We start from the raw sequence: 16,412 nt of genomic DNA, 5'->3' as shown, positions 1-16,412 counted from the left end.
AGTTTATTCCGTCCCGTGAAGGTTTATACCTTTCTGCGATAAAAAAAGCCACACCTTCTGTAGGTGTGACCATTTTTTTATGATTCAGTTGTCTGTTTTCTAGGCGGGCGTTTTCCCCAATATTGGTAATAGTCTGTTTTAATAAAACCATTAAACAGTTTTCTCTTTTTCGTTGCTTTTCTGCCGAAGCACTCTTCGAACTTTTCGTGTGACGTTAAGATGTAAATGGACCAAGTATCTAGGCTCTTAAATGCTTCGCCCATTCCTTGATACATTTTTTCAACAGCTGGTTTATCACTGAGTCGTTCTCCGTAAGGCGGATTTCCGACAATCACACCATACTCTTCTTTCGTTTGAAAGTCTTTCACTTGCATTTGTTTAAATTGAATCAATTCACTTAGACCAGCTTCTTCAGCATTCATTTGTGCAATGTCTACCATCCGATGGTCGATATCACTTGCAATAATGTGGAGCGGCTGATCATAGTTTGCTTTTTCTTCCACTTCGTGACGCGCTTTGTTCCAAACGTCTTCACCAATCCATTCCCATGACTCCGACGCAAATTCCCGGTTAAATCCTGGGGCAATGTTTTGTCCTATCATGGCCGCTTCAATAGCGATTGTTCCTGACCCGCAGAAAGGGTCAACAAACGGACGGTCAGGTGTCCAGTTTGTTAATAGCACGAGTGCAGCCGCAAGGGTTTCTTTAATAGGTGCTCCGCCTTGATCCGTACGGTACCCTCGTTTATGAAGACCCACACCAGATGTATCAAGCGTGAGCACAGCTTTATCTTTTAAAAGGGCAACCTCAATTTTATACTCAGGTCCTGTTTCTTCAAGCCATTCAGACTGTATGTTGTAAGAGGATATGAGCTTTTGCGCGATCGCCTTTTTGACGATACGCTGACAATCCGGCACACTGGCAAGCTGTGATTTCACAGATTTACCGATGACAGGGAACGTGCTGTTTTTCGGTAAAAAAGAGGACCAGTCAATCGCCTTCGTCCGTTCAAACAGCTCATCGAATGTTTTTGCCGAAAATTCAGCTACTTGTACCTTAATCCGGTCTGCTGTACGCAGCCAAAGGTTCGCACGGCAAATCGCAAGAGCATCCCCCTCGAAAATCACTTTTCCATTGTCTACTGTGCAGTCATAGCCAAGGTCTCTTACTTCTTTTGCAACAATCGCTTCAATTCCCATTGGAGCTGTTGCGATGAGTGTATAGGTTTTCATTGTTTTATCACCTGTTTTCTCGTCCTTTTATGTATTCAAGATAAAAGCTCTCCATATGTTGAAATAGGAGAGCTTTGTTTTCATCATGTTTATAATAACGGATATAACGTTCTGTAAGCCATGTTTTGTTCCATCGTACTGCAAACGGCAAATGCCTCGTACTCAGGTGGTAATCATCTATCTACAGAATACTCTGTCCTTCTCTCCGTTTGGTTCCTTTGAGAAAGTTCCCCTACCAAGTTTGGGTTTCTCGCTCGAGGGGTTTACCGCGTTCCACTCTCACCATTTCTAGTGAGACTTCGTCACTGTGGCACTTTCAAGGATACTTTGCCATATCCTAAAAGGACGTAGGCATTTTTCCTGCCGTCAGCCTTTCCCAGGCTGCCCTGGCTTATTTTTTCGCCAGGCACGAACACTACGGGCATCTCAGCACCGTGCGAGCATGGACTTTCCTCTGCAATGTCTAAAAGCATTGCAGCGATTACCCGAACGTTAATCAATAATCGTTATTATAAACGACAATGACATCAGGCACAAGCTTTTTTCAGCAAGGCTCAATCATAAAGTTTGCTGCCGAAAACGTGTTTCTCAAGGTTAGATAGTCTTTTTAAAATATCAAAGTTTGTTGTATTAGACTGTGCAGGCTGTCTTTTTCCTTGCTCAACGGCTTCTTCAAGCTGTTTAGACAAATGGAGGTTTTCTTGTTGAAGCTTTTCGATTTCTTGGTTGAATGTCTCATAGTCTTTAATGACCATATCTAAAAATTTATCGACTTCTTCTTGTTTGTATCCTCTGACACCTGTTTTAAATTCTTTTTCTAAAATTTCTTTCGCAGAAAGCTTTACTTTATCAGCAAGCATCTTTTTCACCTCATATCGTGAATTCATAGTATATTTTTTCAGAAATACGTGACGTTGTCAAATTTTCTCTTGCTTTTAGTCAAAAAACGGATCTTCTGCCTCAACTTGCGCTCTCAAATCATCCATTGTGATGTACATAATGGGGTAATCGGTATAGGTTTCCGCTTCTTTGATCATGTACTTTGGCGAGCCATCATGCTCAGGATCATAAAGGACGAGAAGGCCATCTGTTTTTTCAATAAAAAAACGGTTCTTTTGTTTAAATTGTGCCGGACTTTCATACGGTCTATGCGTGACACTTTCTACAAAATCGGCCTGTGCAAGAATCCCTTCATACAACTCTTTGTTTTGTTCATTCCAGCGCTCTTCCTGTTCATAAAATGGTGTAATGACGGCCAGTTTTAACGCTGGATACTCCTCTTGAAGCTCAAATACCACTTCGGCAGTCCAGATTTCTGCCCCAAGCTGGCCTGATATGAGAACCCATTCCAGGCCTTCTTCAATCAGGGCTGTCAGCCTTTTTTGAAGCTCTGCTTTTATGTATTGAAGTGCAGGCTCGTCTTGTTTGAATATCCCAAGCTCAAATGGCTTGTACCCTGTGACAGCAATAATTTTCATTTTTTCACCTGCTTTTAAAAAAAGGGACTTCTAAAAGTCCCATTTCACTTTATCTGTTACAGCAAGGTCCACCGCAGTTAAAGTGTTGATGTGTTGCCGGGTCCACCTGAGAAAACGTATGCGGGAAATAGTGAACATGTTTGAAATTTTGATGGTGAACATTTGTCACATGCTGCGGATGGATATGCGGCACAATTGTTGTTGAATCGCTGTGTGTACAGCAATGATTCGTCGGATGAACAATTGGCTGTGTAACATTCGGCTGGCAATGATGATGATGATGGTACATGTAGCATTCCCCTCTCCTTAATTTTCTTACATTAACAATGTATGAATTAAGAGGTGTACATGTACTAATGCATTAACCTATTTTAAAAGTTTGCAAGAAAAACATCCTTATAGTTTGAAAACACAAAAGCGACCAAAATGACAACAAGAAAAAACAAGTAGAAAAGACCCTTATACATGCTCTACGCTCCTCATTCAATATCTAACGTTATTTTACAGGATTCGTGACTTTTCTACAATAAAAGTGCTAAACAATTTTTATTTTCGGCCGAGAGCCGAACGTTGTCATGTTTTGCGCTTTCCCGGGCAATAATGTTCATTGCCCAGCTTTTCTCAAGAGCCGTTTTTTTCGCTTCTCAAGTTCTTCCGTTTCTCGCTGACTTAACGATGAGAAAGATAATAACGATTCAGTGATGGATAGAGCTGACCTTGCATTTTTTTGACGATGCTCTTTACACTTCGCAAGCTCTATACCCGCTTTTAATGCTAAATGGACATCACTTGATTTAAATAATTTTTCCCATATTTGAACCGCTTCATCCCACTCGTTTTGTCGTTTATATTGTAAGGAAAGATCATAAGACGCCTGATTCGCATGCTCAAAATCAGCATCCGTTAATTTTTGCAAATGCTTCGTTGCTTCCTGTACATCACGATGAGCAAGATGCCACCTGGCGAGCGCATACTTCTCATTGTGTTCCTTTACCGCATCCTCAGATAGTATTTTTTTGGATAGATGAATGTAGAGGCTGATTAACGATAAGACGTCTAGTTCATTATGAGTCAAGATCCCTTCAATCAGCTTCGGATTTTGTTCCTTTAAAAAATGAAAATAAATCATCGGTGCCAAAAACCCCGGCGTGTCGTTTTCACGATGCACGTGCAGCTCTTCTTTTTCCACAACGGATAGCGCCATTCGTTCATATTTATGCTTCCACAATCGTCTAGATCCGTGCAGAAGATCAAAATGTCCGAATTCAGGAAGTGCAGGGATTTGATCTCGTAAGAGCGTATGTCTCGTTTTCACTTGCGGCCAGTCGAACGATTTACCATTATATGTAACCAATGATTCTACGTTCACTTCATCGAGAAAGCTTTTGTACAGAGCCGCTTCATTTCCTGGATTGGTGAGCAGGTGCTGTTTCACCACCACTTTGTCGGAAAAGACACGTGCATGTCCAAGCAAGAAAATCATATTTCCCGTACCGCCAGATAATCCTGTTGTTTCTGTATCAAAGAAAAACAGCTCGTGCGGCTCATACCCTTTAGCCGATAGCGAATGCTTGATGCCGCTTTCGTTCCATGCCTCGATGATCTTCGGCAGTTCCGCAAACGAATAGCGCCCATGCTGATCTTCTAATGAATAGGTGACTTCCCGAATCAGACAAAAGGAATCCTCAAAGTGATAAGGAGATACACCTAATGTTTCCCATTCTTTTAAAAATGGGATATTGTCTGAAGTCACAGGCTGTGGTTGTCCTTCTAAAGTTTTCTGCCGGTTTTCATGTGTCTGATTGTGCGATAGGTGCTTCTTCATTCTGTTTAATTTCCCTTTTAAAGACATGAGCAGGTGTCCCCCTCCTTTCCCTTAAAATACGGACATCAATTCAACGATGCTGCTTTTTCCGCTCACCTCTTTCATTTCCATGCCAATGCAGGATGGACAGCCATTTTCACAGCGGCACCGCTCAATCAGCTGAATGGCTGCGCCTGCTATTTCATCGAAACGAGCTTGTACTTCCTTGCTTAAGCCGATTCCGCCAGGGTAGTGGTCATATAAAAAGACCGTCGGTTTTCCGGTATGTGCCGCTTTAATTTGTGAAACAACATGAATATCAGAACGGTCACACATCACAAAAGCAGGTACAATGTGCTGAAGAACATTTGCGATGCCAAGCAGCAGCTGTTCAAGTGTTTTCTCTTCAAATCTCCGCTCTGCTTCATGTAATTCAAACCAAGCAGCACTCGTATGAATTTCTTCTTCCGGCAAGTGAATCGGTCCAGAGCCGATATTTTCACCGGTACTTAGCCGGATTTTTTTAAAAATCGTCGGCATTGCGTTGACAGTCACATCACCGTAGTGAACAGATACGGCTTCCTTCTCTGTCGTCTGATCGATTTCAAGCACCTTAAGTTGAACAGCTAAATTCGCGTCTGTATAGTATTCTACATCTACTTGTTTCACATAAGCCTTGAGATGCTCGTAATCTAGCTTTTCCACTTGATACTGAACCCCTTCATGTAAATAAATGGCTTCATCATGAAGCAGCGTCATCGCACTGAACCGATCCATCTCTCCAATAATCCGAACATTCGCTACATCTGATTGATCCACAATCACCACATTTTCCTGGCTTGCAGACCGGAGGCTGATGCCATGCGCTGGGAACGATTGATCTGACCAATAATACCGGTTCCCGCTAAAATGAAGAACACCTTCCTCATGTAAGTATTGCAAAATCTCTTCTACCTCCATGCCGCCAAACTGTTCATCCTCCCGAAACGGAAGCTCGTAGGATGCACATTTTAAATGATCCACTAAGATAATGAGGTTTTCAGGGTTGATTCTGGCAGCTTCAGGCGGCCTGTTAAAGAAATATTCAGGGTGTCTGACAATATATTGATCAAGAGGTGAGGAGCTTGCCACCATAATTATGAGTGCTTCCTCATGACGCCTTCCAGCTCGTCCTGCCTGCTGCCATGTACTCGCTACACTGCCAGGATACCCTGTCATGATACAGACCTTTAGCTGACCTATATCCACTCCTAATTCTAGTGCGTTTGTGCTGACGACACCTAGAATGTCTCCTTCTCTCAATCCTTTTTCAATCACTCGCCGCTCTTTTGGTAAATAGCCTCCGCGATATCCACGAATCGATTTTGGACCGATCTCTTTTTTCACTAGCTCTTGAATATGGCTTAAAATCACTTCAACTCTTACTCTGCTTCTAGCAAAAACAATCGTTTGGATTTTTTCTTTCAAAAAAGTTTTTGCCAATTGATTGACGACAGTGGCGGCACTTTGTCTAATATTTAATGGTTTATTCACAACTGGCGGGTTGTAAAACACAAAATTCTTTTTACCGCTAGGTGCCCCGTTTCGTTCAATCAGATGCACCTTGCTCCCCGTTAGCTGCTGCGCTAGCTCTTTTGGATTCGCAATCGTTGCGGAAGTACAAATAAAAACCGGTTCACTTCCATAAAATGCACAAATTCGTTTTAACCTGCGAATCACATTGGCCACATGACTGCCAAATACACCTCGATATGTATGAAGCTCATCAATGACAATATACTTCAAATTCTCAAACAAGCTGACCCATTTCGTATGATGAGGCAAAATGGCTGAATGCAGCATATCCGGGTTTGTGATGACAATATGTCCTGCTTGTCTGACTCGCTGCCGAATGGCCGGAGAGGTGTCTCCGTCATATGTTTCACTATGAATCGGAACATCCATCTCGTGGATGATCTCGTTAAGTTCACTTTTTTGATCTTGTGCGAGCGCTTTTGTTGGGAATAAATAAAGGGAGCGGCTAGTCTGATCTTCTGCGATCGACTGAAGGACAGGCAAATTGTAGCAAAGCGTTTTACCTGAAGCTGTTGGTGTGACAGTTACCACATGATCTCCATCCATCACACGTTCAAAGGCTTCCTTTTGATGAATGTAGAGTTCGCTCACGCCTCGTTTCTCAAGCGCCTTTTTCAGCCTGTCGTTCACTCTTTCAGGAACCGGAGAGGTCTGTGCAGGCTTCGCATCAATTTCATGCCAATGTTCTACCTGTTCGTCTTTCTTTAATTCTTCTATGAGTTCGTTCATTGTTTTCTTTTTCATATCGCATCACCTCTCTTACATAGTGTACCGAATATTTGTTTGCATGACTAGGCGGCAATTTTTTGATGCGCAGCCTATGAGCAAATACTTTGAAGTGTTGTAACAGTATCTATTACACTTCTATAGTGAAATGATTTTATCAAGGAAGAAGATGATGAGAGTGAAAAACGAATTTAAGCCTTTATTTGAACCATTTACGTTTCCAGGAGGTGCGTCTATTGATGGCCGGTTAGTCGTTGCGCCAATGACACACTTCGGTTCTCACGAGGATGGCACCATTTCTAAAGAGGAAATAGATTTCATCACAGCTAGATCTAGTGATATGGGCATGGTGATCACAGCATGTGCAAACGTGACTCCAGATGGTAAGGCATTTGAAGGACAGCCTTCTATTGCAAGAGATGAAGATATACCTGGCCTGAAAAAACTTGCTTCTGCGATTCAGGCAAAGGGAACAAAAGCCATCATTCAAATTCATCACGGCGGCTCTCAGGCTCTCCCTCACTTAGTTCCAAACGGTGATGTGATTGCGCCAAGTGATGTGTTTAAAGATGGAAAGCAGATTGCACGCGCTTTAAAAGAAAAGGAAATTGTCCATATCATTGACGCTTTTAAAGAAGCGGCAAGACGAGCGGTTCAAGCAGGGTTTGACGGCGTGGAAATCCACGGTGCAAATGGTTATCTATTACAGCAATTTTACTCTCCGCATAGCAATCAGCGGACAGATCAGTGGGGAGGAAATGAAGAAAAGCGTCTAGCCTTCCCTATCGCTATTGTGGATGCAGTCAAAGAGGCAATCGAAAAGCATGCAACAAAACCGTTTATCTTTGGATATCGATTATCCCCTGAGGAACCAGAAACACCTGGTTTAACAATGACAGAGACGTTTACCTTAGTGGATGTTCTCAAAACAAAAAAACTCGATTATTTGCATATCTCTTTAATGGAGATTGACTCTAAAGCAAGACGTGGTGCAGATACTCATAAGACACGTATGGAGCTGCTAAAAGAACGCTGCGGCGATACCCTTCCACTCATCGGTGTGGGCAGCGTCATTACAGCCGAAGATGCACTAGGTGCTTATAATCAAGAAATTCCACTTATCGCTGTCGCACGAGAGCTGATCGTCGACCCAGATTGGGCAAAGAAGATTAAAGAAGGCAGAGAAAGCGAGATTGAAACTGTCATTAAACGCAGCCAAAAAGATAAGTATTTGATTCCAGAAGGATTGTGGTCTGTCATGGAAGCGAGTCAAGGCTGGGTTCCGATGGAAGATTAATGTCATCAAAAAAACTACCCCTATACGATTGGGTAGTTTTTTTGTGATTCCTGATTATTTTAGTTTAACGGTAAAAAGCTTAGAAGTCTGTTTTTCTACAGGTCCCTTTGGTTCTTTATCAAGATGCTCGATCAAGTCACCATTCATAATGACAATCGGAGTCACTGTACTTGCCGCTTTCTCTTCAATCAGTTCTAAATTACACGTAATGAGAGGGTCACCGATCTTCACTTTATCCCCTTCTTTTATGTGCGCTTCAAATCCTTCACCATTTAATCCCACTGTTTCAAGCCCGATATGAATCAGAAGCTCAAGCCCTGAGAGTGTTCGAATGCCAATTGCATGTTTTGTATGGAAGAGCTGGATGATTTCACCCTCTACTGGTGACACAATCGTGCCGCTTTTTGGTTTTACTGCTACGCCGTCTCCCATCATCTTTTGAGAAAAAACAGGGTCTGGTACATCCGTCATATCCATTAACTCTCCATCAGCTGGAGAATAAATGATTTCTTCCTTTACATCATCTTGGTTTTTTCCGAAACCGAATAATTTTTTCAGCAATGTCAATTGCTCCCTTCAAGCTTTGCTTCTAGTTCTATTCTGCGTATGAAACGCTGCGCTCATACACCTTGCTACATTCAACACTATTTAATCATAATTTTTTCCTCTCATCAATTGATAACCGCCTGAGCCCTTTCTGCATAGGCTGTAGATGAGAGGTGATTCAAATGAAACATGAAGGCGAAAAGAAACATGAATTGCTGGCAAATGAAGATATTCTCTATGAAGCGATTGAACAATTTTTCGCATCCTCCCCGTTTCACGAGATATTAAATAGTGCGGAGGCGCTCATGACCACATCACATTCACTTGCATCGATTACGACCGATGTGACAGAGGATGAGCAGTTTGTGTATATCGAGATCCAATTTCCCGACCATTTTGTCGAAGGGGATATCGCGCTAGAAGTAAAAGCCCAATATTTACACTTATCCGTGCAGGAAACAATCAAAACAGATACAACTTCCTCGTATTCGAGCTTTACCAAGACCATTTTAATGCCGGCAAAAATAGATGAAACGAACATGAAGAGCGTGTGGAAAGATCAAACGCTTCGTGTGACGGCACCAAAGCAAACTACCCAATAGGTCCATCTATTGGGTTTTAACTATGCTTTAAAAATGCTTGTAAATCCTTTCGCTAATGAACCTACTTGATTCATCGTACTCATCATTTGCCCAGCTGTATCAAACATTTTGTTAAAGTCGTATTGTCCATTCGTTTTTTTGAATTGTGACAGTACACTTTTAAATTGAGATGATTGCTGTTTTTGCGGTCTTGGCAAAGGATAAGGGTTCATAGGCTGCTGCATGGGCATCATGCCTGGTGGCGGCATCTGGGGTTGATTGATCGCTTCAGGCGGATGAAAAGGCGGCACATTTTCTTGGTATCCATAAGGCGGCTGATAGACAGCAGATGGTGCCTGGCTCATTCCACCTTGATGTGGCGGCATAAAATATTCTGGAGGCTGCGGAGGCTGCTGCTGCATATCTGGATACGGAAAAGGCCCTCGATTGAATGGATTGAATTCATAAGGCTGCTGGTTTGAATAAGGGATCATATATCTCGCTCCTCTCGCTCTCAACACATAGTGATGTCACTCATATATTATGATCAAGAACAGAAGATGTGCCTAAAGCAGCCATAAGAAAAACGCAGCATATGTCTTCAGCTGCGCTTGTTGATTTCTTCTATTAAAAGGTTCAGTGTGTAAATCACTGACTCAACTAAATTTTTCACACGGGGTGCATGCTGTTTGCCAAAATAAGATTGCAGGACAACCTCTTTTCCATTTTCTTTGACGGCTTCAAGCTGTTCTTGGTGTAAATATCTAGGTTTGACCAGATGAATAAACGAGATCGCAGCAGTGAGCCACTCTTCCATTTTCTGATCAAATGTCTCAACGGCCGGCTGAATGTCCGTGTGAAAATCATATACGGGGTATTCCTCTTCAGCCTTTCCCTTTTGGTACTGCTCATACGCCTCTTCGATCCATATTCTCAGCTCTTGTGTATGTTCAAGTAATGTTTGATTATCCAAAATGTTCACCTCTATGAACCATCCTATCAAACGTTTACTTATTGCTCAAATAGAAAAGCTATCCGGCGTGATATGCCGGTCTTGCCGCCAGTTTATACTCAGCCGCGTGAATCCTCACTTCACAGTCCTTTACTTCTGATTCAAGCCGGTCTATCATTTGTTCTTGCTCCTCTATGGCTGCACGTTTTGTTTGGTTCACAGCAAGAGACAGTTCTTCTTCCACCGCATCAATTTTCCGCTCAATTTCCTCTAATAACTGCATAATGGATTCTTTTGATACAAATTCGCTCATCATCAGATTCCTCCTTTATCGTCTCTCGTTACATTCTCTTTTCTTTCACACCCTCCTTCACACATGACAAAACTAGAAGCAAATCGCCAATCTAAGTGTAGATGAGCGCTATTTCTTCCTTTTCGACATATACTTGTCCTTCTTTGTATGATTGCGTCCGATTGTGTAAATTCTAAGGACAAAGGAGGTAGATTTCATGAAAAAGCAGCCAGCACCAAAAGAGCAAAAGCCAAAAGGGAAAGAAAACAGTACAGATCAGCTTGATAAAAAGCTTGGCGGTCCTAATCGACCATCCACGTAAAAAAAGCAGGTACCCCCTGCTTTTTATTTATGCAAAAAATAGTGCTCTAATGAGAAAAGAAAACGAAGCTGTCTTTTTTTATGAAAATACCAGTCGGTCAGCTCAATTTGTTTTGGTAACGTCTCTGCATCAAATAAGGATGGGCTCAATTTCTTTTGAAACCAATCGTCCCTTTGATCGTCTAATGAATGTGTCATCACCGGATAAACTGTTCGAAGAAAAGGTGTTGACCTCCTAGCGATCCCTAAAAACGGCTCAAAATCAAACCGTGATCCGGTATGTGGAACAGTATGCAAAAAATGATAAAAATCCGAAAATAAATCGGCTCGAAATAATAGTTTCGCTAGTTTTTTTCCTAATGTAATACGCTCCTTTACGTGGGAAAACTTCCGTATGGTTAACCCGTACAAATGCCCGTCCACCGTTGGAAAAACAACGGTTTGAAAATGTCCCCACTCGCTGAACAGATATTGAATCGAGTGAAAAACATTCTTTTTCAGAAGAGGATTTTGTATAATAGGAGATTGTATAGTATATTGTTCATTTATGATGAGTGCATAAAGCAGGCGCTCTGTGTCACGCTTTAGCCAAAAACGTTCCCACTCAGTGCTCATAAAACGAGAAACAGAAAAATATGGAAGCAGATGGAACAAGGGTTTGCTGCACCGCTTAGACCATTCATACAAAAGAAGCTGAGGGTAAGCATCCGAAAAGATCAGCCAATTCGCTCTTTCATATGCTGTGAAAAAAAGGTGCCCCTGCTGATCTGTTAAACCTGGATGAAAGAGCTCGCCCTTTAAATCCGTCATAGACCATCCAGCATTTCTCGAGACAAAGGAAGCAAGCAGCGACCATTTCATCTCTGGATGGCGGTCATAAAAGCGTTTGTAAGCATTTGTCCTCGTCAGGTTGTCTTTATTTTTCGATTTCGTTTCACGCAATATATACTGAGTGATGATGTGCTCTTCTTGTGACAACATAGTAATCTCTCCAATACAAAATGCATTAAAAGGAGGCTGAAACTTGATGATTCGGTATCCAAACGGAAAATCGTATCAGCCCATTCAACAAATTGGGACAAAAAAAAGATTCAGCGGCGAATCCTCTTATAGTAACCGCGGGATGACGCTTGAGGCTGACTTAAATGAAACCAACCAGTACTATTTGGTCAACGGGATCGCAGTCATTCATAAAAAGCCTACCCCCGTTCAAATTGTGAATGTGGATTATCCAAAAAGAAGCGCTGCTGTTATCAAAGAAGCCTATTTTAAACAATCATCCACAACAGACTATAATGGAGTGTACAAAGGGCGCTATATCGATTTTGAAGCAAAGGAAACCAAAAGCACCACCTCGTTTCCACTCAAAAATTTTCACGATCATCAAATTGAGCATATGAAACAGGTAGAAAAGCAAGGCGGTATTTGTTTCGTTATTATATCCGCATTTGGCTCCGTTTATTATTTGTCCGCTTCAGATCTCTTTTTCTTCTGGGAGCGGCAGCAGCAAAACGGCCGGAAATCCATTAGCAAAGACGAATTAATGGAAGCTGGCCACTTAATGACACTTGGATATTCGCCAAGAATTGATTATATTAAAGTAGTGGAGACACTTCATTTTTCGGATGAAAGTGAGTAGCAATGACGTTCGAAAAAGGTTTAACACGAAAGGTTGAGATGTGATGTCTGATCAATTTACAAGTCGTGAACAGCGACGTAAAGCAAGTCAAGAAAACAATAAGAAGCAAAAGAACAAAAAAGGCAAAAAGAAAGCAGGTCTATTTAAAAAAATATTTTTATCTTTACTCGTGATCGGTCTTCTTTGTGTAGTTGCCGGAATCACAACTTTTGCCGTTTTTGCATCAAGCGCTCCTTCTATTGATGATAGTAAGCTCAAAACACCGTATTCTTCAAAGCTTTATGACAAAGACAAGAAAGTGTTTGCAGAAGTAGGTGCGGAAAAAAGAACGTATGTCTCGATTAAAGATATACCCGATGTGGTAAAAGAAGCATTTATTGCAACTGAAGATGCACGTTTTTATAAACACCACGGGATTGATCCAATCCGTATCGGCGGTGCCCTTGTCGCAAACGTCGAGGACGGCTTTGGAGCTGAAGGTGGAAGTACGATTACACAGCAAGTTGTGAAAAACTCTCTACTTAACAATCAAAAAACGTTAAAACGTAAAGTACAGGAAGTATGGCTCTCGATTCAGCTTGAGCAAAAATACTCTAAAGATGAAATTTTAGAAATGTATTTAAACCGCATTTTCTTCTCACCTTATGCTTACGGTGTTGGGAAAGCGGCTGAACAATTTTTCGGCGTTACAGATTTAAATAAACTAACCGTTGCACAGGCTGCCACACTTGCAGGTATGCCGCAAAGTCCTTCTGCCTATAACCCAGTGAAACATCCTGAAGCAGCGGAAAAACGCCGTAATATCGTTTTAAGCCTCATGAAAAAACAAGGCTACATTTCAGAAAAAGACTATGACGTTGCAAAAGCAACCCCTGTCAGCAAGACAGTTGTTTCAGCTGATAAATATAAGAGCCAAAACTCAAGTAAGTACTCTGCTTATATTGAAGAAGTCATGGAAGAAGTACAGAAAAAAGCCAAAGTGGATGTATCAACCGATGGACTAAAAATCTATACATCACTTGATCGAAAAGCACAGGATCACCTAGATGATATCATTAATGGAGATGCAGCTGGATTTACGAAAGGCATGCAGGCTGGTGTGACATTGCTTGATACGAAAAATGGTGAAATTCGCGCCATTGGCGGTGGACGTGATGTACCAGCCGGCGGCTTTAACTATGCGACTGATGCAAAACGCCAGCCAGGATCTACAATCAAACCAATCTTAGATTACGGTCCTGTCATTGAAAACAAAAAATGGTCAACATATCAGCAAATTGATGATGCACCGTATACGTACTCAGACGGTACACCGATTAATAACTTTGACAGAAGACATTTAGGGAAAATGTCGATGAGAAGTGCTTTGGCACAATCACGAAACATCCCTGCCTTAAAAGCTTTCCAAGAAGCTGGCACAGACAATGCCGTTCAATTCGCCAATAACTTAGGTATGGACTTACCGTCTGACATTCCAGAGTCATACTCAATCGGTGGATTTGACGATGGTGTCTCCTCCCTGAAGATGGCTGGAGCATTTAGTGCATTCGGTAATAACGGGTACTATAATGAACCGCATGCTGTCACGTCTGTTGAGTTTAATGACGGAACAAAGCTTGACCTTACGCCAGATTCTAAAGCGGCAATGAGTGATTACACAGCATTTATGATCACTGATATGCTGAAAACAGCTGTACAATCTGGAACAGGTACACTTGCACAAGTACCGAACGTTCAAGTAGCTGGTAAAACAGGTACAACCAACTTTACACAAGATGATATGAATAAATACAATATCCCTTCTGGCGGTGCGAAAGATTCGTGGTTTGTTGGTTATACGCCTCAATATACAGCAGCCGTTTGGACCGGAATCGGTAATTCAAAAGATGCGGACGGCAAAATGTGGCTCACAGATTACGAGCAGCGCGTTGCCAAAATCGTCTTCCAGCGATTAATTTCTCAAATTGATGATGGAAGCGGCTCATTTGAAAAACCAGACAGTGTCTTGGAAGCTACGGTTGAAAAAGGATCAGATCCAGCAAGATTAGCCGGACCAAATACACCAAGTGAGAAGAAGACAACAGAATACTTTGTAAAAGGAACTGTTCCGACAAAAGTGTCTGACACATATGAGAAAAAAGAAGCCGATAAGCCTTCTGACTTAAAAGCGGTGTATGATGAAGAGAAAAAATCCATCACACTGTCTTGGGGCTATGATGACGACGCAGATGCTACATTTAATGTAAAACAAGCGGTTGATAACGGCGGCTATAAAGAGATTCAAAACAGTTCTGCTAAAGAAGCGGTCATCTCTGATGTGAAGCCTGGCTCTACTTATAAATTCCAAGTAACAGCCACTGTAGAGGATGTCACAAGTAAAGCAGCTTCTACCTTCCTCACTATCAAGGATGATGAAGATGAGGAAGAAAAAGCAGATGATGAGAACAAAGAAGAAGAAGAACCGCAGCAGCCTGACGACGAGCAGACAGACCAGACTGACGATAACAAAAATCAACCCCCAGGCACTGACGAGCAAAAGCCAGATGATAAAAAAGATCAAGATAAGGATAAGGATCAGGATCAAGGCGGAAATACGGAAAATGGAAATAATGGTTCTTCCGATGATGGCTCAGACAGTACAAATGGGAACTCACAAACTGACAATAAAGATAAAAAGAAAGATGATGCGAAAACAAACTCTCAAAGCTCAAATTCGCAATCAAATTCTCCTAGTCGAAAAGAAAATGAATAATGAAAAAGCACTTGCCCATATGGCAAGTGCTTTTTTTAACGGTTTTGTCTGATCTTTTTAAGTGCTTCATGTTTTCCATACTGCTTTTTTAGTTCCGTGTATAGCTCGTCCAGTTGAATAAAGCAATGATATTGAGTTGGTTTTAGCAAAATGAACTCTAAACGTTCCGTCCAGTTAATCGGAGCTACAGGAAAAGTCTCTTGCTTGATATGTTCCCATTCAAGCGTTTGAAGTCTCTCCCCTTTGATCCAGTAAAACATCGCAATCATACTGACAATACCTTGCAGCATATCGTCTTCTTCACACCGGGACTTTCTTGTTTGAAAACGAGGAAGCATTTTTTCTTTTAATTCATTCCACAGTTCGAACATCACAGGAACAAATTCTTCTGTTTTCTGCCATGGAAGCTCATCTGTTAAAAGTTCTGATGATAGATCATATGCGAGTGGATTATCTCTAAGTATGTCTACTCGATCGCCTTTCATCTCTACCTTTTTCCCTTTTAGCTTTTCGACATATGAGGTAAAAACAGCTGCCCCGCTCATGCCAGCTTCACCAATCCTTTTTTCAGCCTCTTCTGCCCTTCTCTACACATATCAAGAAGCGGACAAGACTCGCACTGCGGCCGCTGCGCCTTGCAGTGATATCTGCCAAAAAAGATTAGGCGGTGATGCGTCACAGACCAATCTTCTTCTGGCACCTTTTTCATTAAGGTTTGCTCTACTTCAAGAACAGAATCCTTCCACCGGCAAATCCCAAGACGCTTGCTGACTCGTTCTACGTGTGTATCGACAGCAATGGCCGGCACTCCAAAAGCGACAGATACGACGACATTTGCTGTTTTCCGGCCCACCCCAGGAAGCTTCACAAGCTCGTCCCGATCCTTTGGCACTTCACCGCCATATTCTTCAATCAGCATTTTGCTCAACTTTTGAATGTTTTTGGCTTTATTTCGATAAAGGCCAATCGAACGAATATCTTGCTGCAATTCTTCAAGCGGTACACTTAAATAGTCTTCTGGTGTTTGGTATTTTTGAAATAACGTTTTGGTGACTTTGTTGACAAGCACGTCTGTACACTGCGCAGAGAGTGCCACAGCGATCACAAGTTCAAATGGATTGGAATGAACAAGCTCACACTCAGCCTCTGGAAACATATCTCCTATAATATCTAAACATTCATTGATTTGTTTTTTTGATAACATGACTTCTCCTTTA

18 protein-coding genes and 1 other RNA gene are annotated in these 16,412 nt (G+C 41.8%); 5 read left to right on the top strand and 14 right to left on the bottom strand.

What is annotated here, in order from left to right:
• Positions 1-77: 77 nt before the first annotated feature.
• The 7 genes from ACSSTM_RS01785 to ACSSTM_RS01755 all read right to left on the bottom strand — a co-directional run bounded on the left by ACSSTM_RS01785 (position 78) and on the right by ACSSTM_RS01755 (position 6,833).
• A complete protein-coding gene (locus ACSSTM_RS01785; RefSeq protein ID WP_106042230.1) occupies positions 78-1,232 on the bottom strand; it encodes a THUMP domain-containing class I SAM-dependent RNA methyltransferase in 1,155 nt (384 codons plus the stop codon).
• Positions 1,233-1,341: 109 nt separating this feature from the next.
• Positions 1,342-1,725, bottom strand: an RNA gene (rnpB, locus tag ACSSTM_RS01780) — RNase P RNA component class B.
• Between the two features lie 61 nt (positions 1,726-1,786).
• Positions 1,787-2,092, bottom strand: a complete 306-nt coding sequence (gpsB, locus tag ACSSTM_RS01775) for a cell division regulator GpsB (protein ID WP_012010336.1) — start codon at positions 2,090-2,092, stop codon at positions 1,787-1,789.
• A gap of 75 nt (positions 2,093-2,167) precedes the next feature.
• Positions 2,168-2,710 (bottom strand): DUF1273 domain-containing protein, encoded by a 543-nt coding sequence (locus tag ACSSTM_RS01770; protein ID WP_170938393.1) that lies wholly within the window; start codon positions 2,708-2,710, stop codon positions 2,168-2,170.
• A 49-nt stretch (positions 2,711-2,759) separates the two neighbouring features.
• Entirely contained in the window at positions 2,760-2,999 is a 240-nt protein-coding gene (gene cotD, locus ACSSTM_RS01765) for a spore coat protein CotD (RefSeq protein WP_034661015.1), read from the bottom strand.
• A 315-nt stretch (positions 3,000-3,314) separates the two neighbouring features.
• The gene (locus tag ACSSTM_RS01760) at positions 3,315-4,562 is read right to left on the bottom strand and encodes a ribonuclease H-like domain-containing protein (protein WP_268495474.1); all 1,248 of its coding nucleotides are present in this window, start codon (positions 4,560-4,562) and stop codon (positions 3,315-3,317) included.
• 24 nt (positions 4,563-4,586) lie between these two features.
• Positions 4,587-6,833, bottom strand: a complete 2,247-nt coding sequence (locus tag ACSSTM_RS01755; protein ID WP_095285318.1) for a DEAD/DEAH box helicase — start codon at positions 6,831-6,833, stop codon at positions 4,587-4,589.
• Between the two features lie 160 nt (positions 6,834-6,993).
• Between ACSSTM_RS01755 and ACSSTM_RS01750 the strand changes: the two genes are divergently transcribed.
• A complete protein-coding gene (locus ACSSTM_RS01750; RefSeq protein WP_437404285.1) occupies positions 6,994-8,112 on the top strand; it encodes an NADH-dependent flavin oxidoreductase in 1,119 nt (372 codons plus the stop codon).
• A gap of 54 nt (positions 8,113-8,166) precedes the next feature.
• Here ACSSTM_RS01750 and ACSSTM_RS01745 read toward each other — a convergent pair whose 3' ends face one another.
• Positions 8,167-8,673: a PTS sugar transporter subunit IIA gene (locus ACSSTM_RS01745; RefSeq protein WP_034661020.1), complete on the bottom strand. Its 507-nt coding sequence runs from the start codon at positions 8,671-8,673 to the stop codon at positions 8,167-8,169.
• A 167-nt stretch (positions 8,674-8,840) separates the two neighbouring features.
• Between ACSSTM_RS01745 and ACSSTM_RS01740 the strand changes: the two genes are divergently transcribed.
• Entirely contained in the window at positions 8,841-9,260 is a 420-nt protein-coding gene (locus ACSSTM_RS01740) for an Hsp20/alpha crystallin family protein (RefSeq protein ID WP_034661022.1), read from the top strand.
• A 20-nt stretch (positions 9,261-9,280) separates the two neighbouring features.
• Here the strand turns inward: ACSSTM_RS01740 and ACSSTM_RS01735 are convergent, their stop codons facing one another.
• From ACSSTM_RS01735 to ACSSTM_RS01725, 3 genes are all read right to left on the bottom strand, one after another.
• Positions 9,281-9,733, bottom strand: a complete 453-nt coding sequence (locus ACSSTM_RS01735) for a YppG family protein (RefSeq protein ID WP_060596720.1) — start codon at positions 9,731-9,733, stop codon at positions 9,281-9,283.
• Between the two features lie 107 nt (positions 9,734-9,840).
• Entirely contained in the window at positions 9,841-10,212 is a 372-nt protein-coding gene (locus tag ACSSTM_RS01730; RefSeq protein WP_340973187.1) for a YppE family protein, read from the bottom strand.
• Positions 10,213-10,270: 58 nt separating this feature from the next.
• Positions 10,271-10,504 carry a DUF5446 family protein gene (locus ACSSTM_RS01725; protein ID WP_437403964.1) on the bottom strand — a complete coding sequence of 78 codons (234 nt, stop codon included), beginning with the start codon at positions 10,502-10,504 and terminating at the stop codon, positions 10,271-10,273.
• Between the two features lie 196 nt (positions 10,505-10,700).
• Here ACSSTM_RS01725 and sspM point away from each other — a divergent pair, with 196 nt between their 5' ends.
• Positions 10,701-10,805: an acid-soluble spore protein SspM gene (sspM, locus tag ACSSTM_RS01720; RefSeq protein WP_012010346.1), complete on the top strand. Its 105-nt coding sequence runs from the start codon at positions 10,701-10,703 to the stop codon at positions 10,803-10,805.
• Between the two features lie 23 nt (positions 10,806-10,828).
• Here sspM and ACSSTM_RS01715 read toward each other — a convergent pair whose 3' ends face one another.
• Entirely contained in the window at positions 10,829-11,785 is a 957-nt protein-coding gene (locus tag ACSSTM_RS01715) for a DUF2515 domain-containing protein (protein WP_095285321.1), read from the bottom strand.
• Positions 11,786-11,831: 46 nt separating this feature from the next.
• On the opposite strand from ACSSTM_RS01715, the gene recU reads away from it, so the two are divergent.
• The gene (recU, locus tag ACSSTM_RS01710) at positions 11,832-12,443 is read left to right on the top strand and encodes a Holliday junction resolvase RecU (RefSeq protein ID WP_034661029.1); all 612 of its coding nucleotides are present in this window, start codon (positions 11,832-11,834) and stop codon (positions 12,441-12,443) included.
• Between the two features lie 43 nt (positions 12,444-12,486).
• Positions 12,487-15,195, top strand: a complete 2,709-nt coding sequence (locus ACSSTM_RS01705) for a PBP1A family penicillin-binding protein (RefSeq protein ID WP_187703930.1) — start codon at positions 12,487-12,489, stop codon at positions 15,193-15,195.
• A gap of 35 nt (positions 15,196-15,230) precedes the next feature.
• Here ACSSTM_RS01705 and ACSSTM_RS01700 read toward each other — a convergent pair whose 3' ends face one another.
• Positions 15,231-15,740, bottom strand: a complete 510-nt coding sequence (locus tag ACSSTM_RS01700; protein WP_034661033.1) for a YpoC family protein — start codon at positions 15,738-15,740, stop codon at positions 15,231-15,233.
• On the bottom strand, positions 15,737-16,399 hold the full coding sequence (gene nth / locus ACSSTM_RS01695; RefSeq protein ID WP_034661035.1) for an endonuclease III: 663 nt from the start codon (positions 16,397-16,399) through the stop codon (positions 15,737-15,739). The genes ACSSTM_RS01700 and nth overlap by 4 nt, the downstream gene beginning before the upstream one ends.
• Positions 16,400-16,412 lie beyond the last annotated feature (13 nt).

Origin of the sequence: Bacillus sp. RK1064, assembly GCF_051488405.1 — a bacterium.
GTDB lineage: Bacteria > Bacillota > Bacilli > Bacillales > Bacillaceae > Bacillus.
The sequence above is the reverse complement of the archived record's forward strand: the minus strand, read 5'-3'. Positions and strand labels throughout refer to the sequence as shown.

Coding starts and splice junctions, on each gene's coding strand:
- ACSSTM_RS01785 (WP_106042230.1), bottom strand. CDS start 1,232: ATGAAAACCTATACACTCATCGCAACAGCTCCAATGGGAATTGAAGCG.
- gpsB (WP_012010336.1), bottom strand. CDS start 2,092: ATGCTTGCTGATAAAGTAAAGCTTTCTGCGAAAGAAATTTTAGAAAAA.
- ACSSTM_RS01770 (WP_170938393.1), bottom strand. CDS start 2,710: ATGAAAATTATTGCTGTCACAGGGTACAAGCCATTTGAGCTTGGGATA.
- cotD (WP_034661015.1), bottom strand. CDS start 2,999: ATGTACCATCATCATCATCATTGCCAGCCGAATGTTACACAGCCAATT.
- ACSSTM_RS01760 (WP_268495474.1), bottom strand. CDS start 4,562: ATGTCTTTAAAAGGGAAATTAAACAGAATGAAGAAGCACCTATCGCAC.
- ACSSTM_RS01755 (WP_095285318.1), bottom strand. CDS start 6,833: ATGAAAAAGAAAACAATGAACGAACTCATAGAAGAATTAAAGAAAGAC.
- ACSSTM_RS01740 (WP_034661022.1), top strand. CDS start 8,841: ATGAAACATGAAGGCGAAAAGAAACATGAATTGCTGGCAAATGAAGAT.
- ACSSTM_RS01735 (WP_060596720.1), bottom strand. CDS start 9,733: ATGATCCCTTATTCAAACCAGCAGCCTTATGAATTCAATCCATTCAAT.
- ACSSTM_RS01725 (WP_437403964.1), bottom strand. CDS start 10,504: ATGAGCGAATTTGTATCAAAAGAATCCATTATGCAGTTATTAGAGGAA.
- sspM (WP_012010346.1), top strand. CDS start 10,701: ATGAAAAAGCAGCCAGCACCAAAAGAGCAAAAGCCAAAAGGGAAAGAA.
- ACSSTM_RS01715 (WP_095285321.1), bottom strand. CDS start 11,785: ATGTTGTCACAAGAAGAGCACATCATCACTCAGTATATATTGCGTGAA.
- recU (WP_034661029.1), top strand. CDS start 11,832: ATGATTCGGTATCCAAACGGAAAATCGTATCAGCCCATTCAACAAATT.
- ACSSTM_RS01705 (WP_187703930.1), top strand. CDS start 12,487: ATGTCTGATCAATTTACAAGTCGTGAACAGCGACGTAAAGCAAGTCAA.
- ACSSTM_RS01700 (WP_034661033.1), bottom strand. CDS start 15,740: ATGAGCGGGGCAGCTGTTTTTACCTCATATGTCGAAAAGCTAAAAGGG.
- nth (WP_034661035.1), bottom strand. CDS start 16,399: ATGTTATCAAAAAAACAAATCAATGAATGTTTAGATATTATAGGAGAT.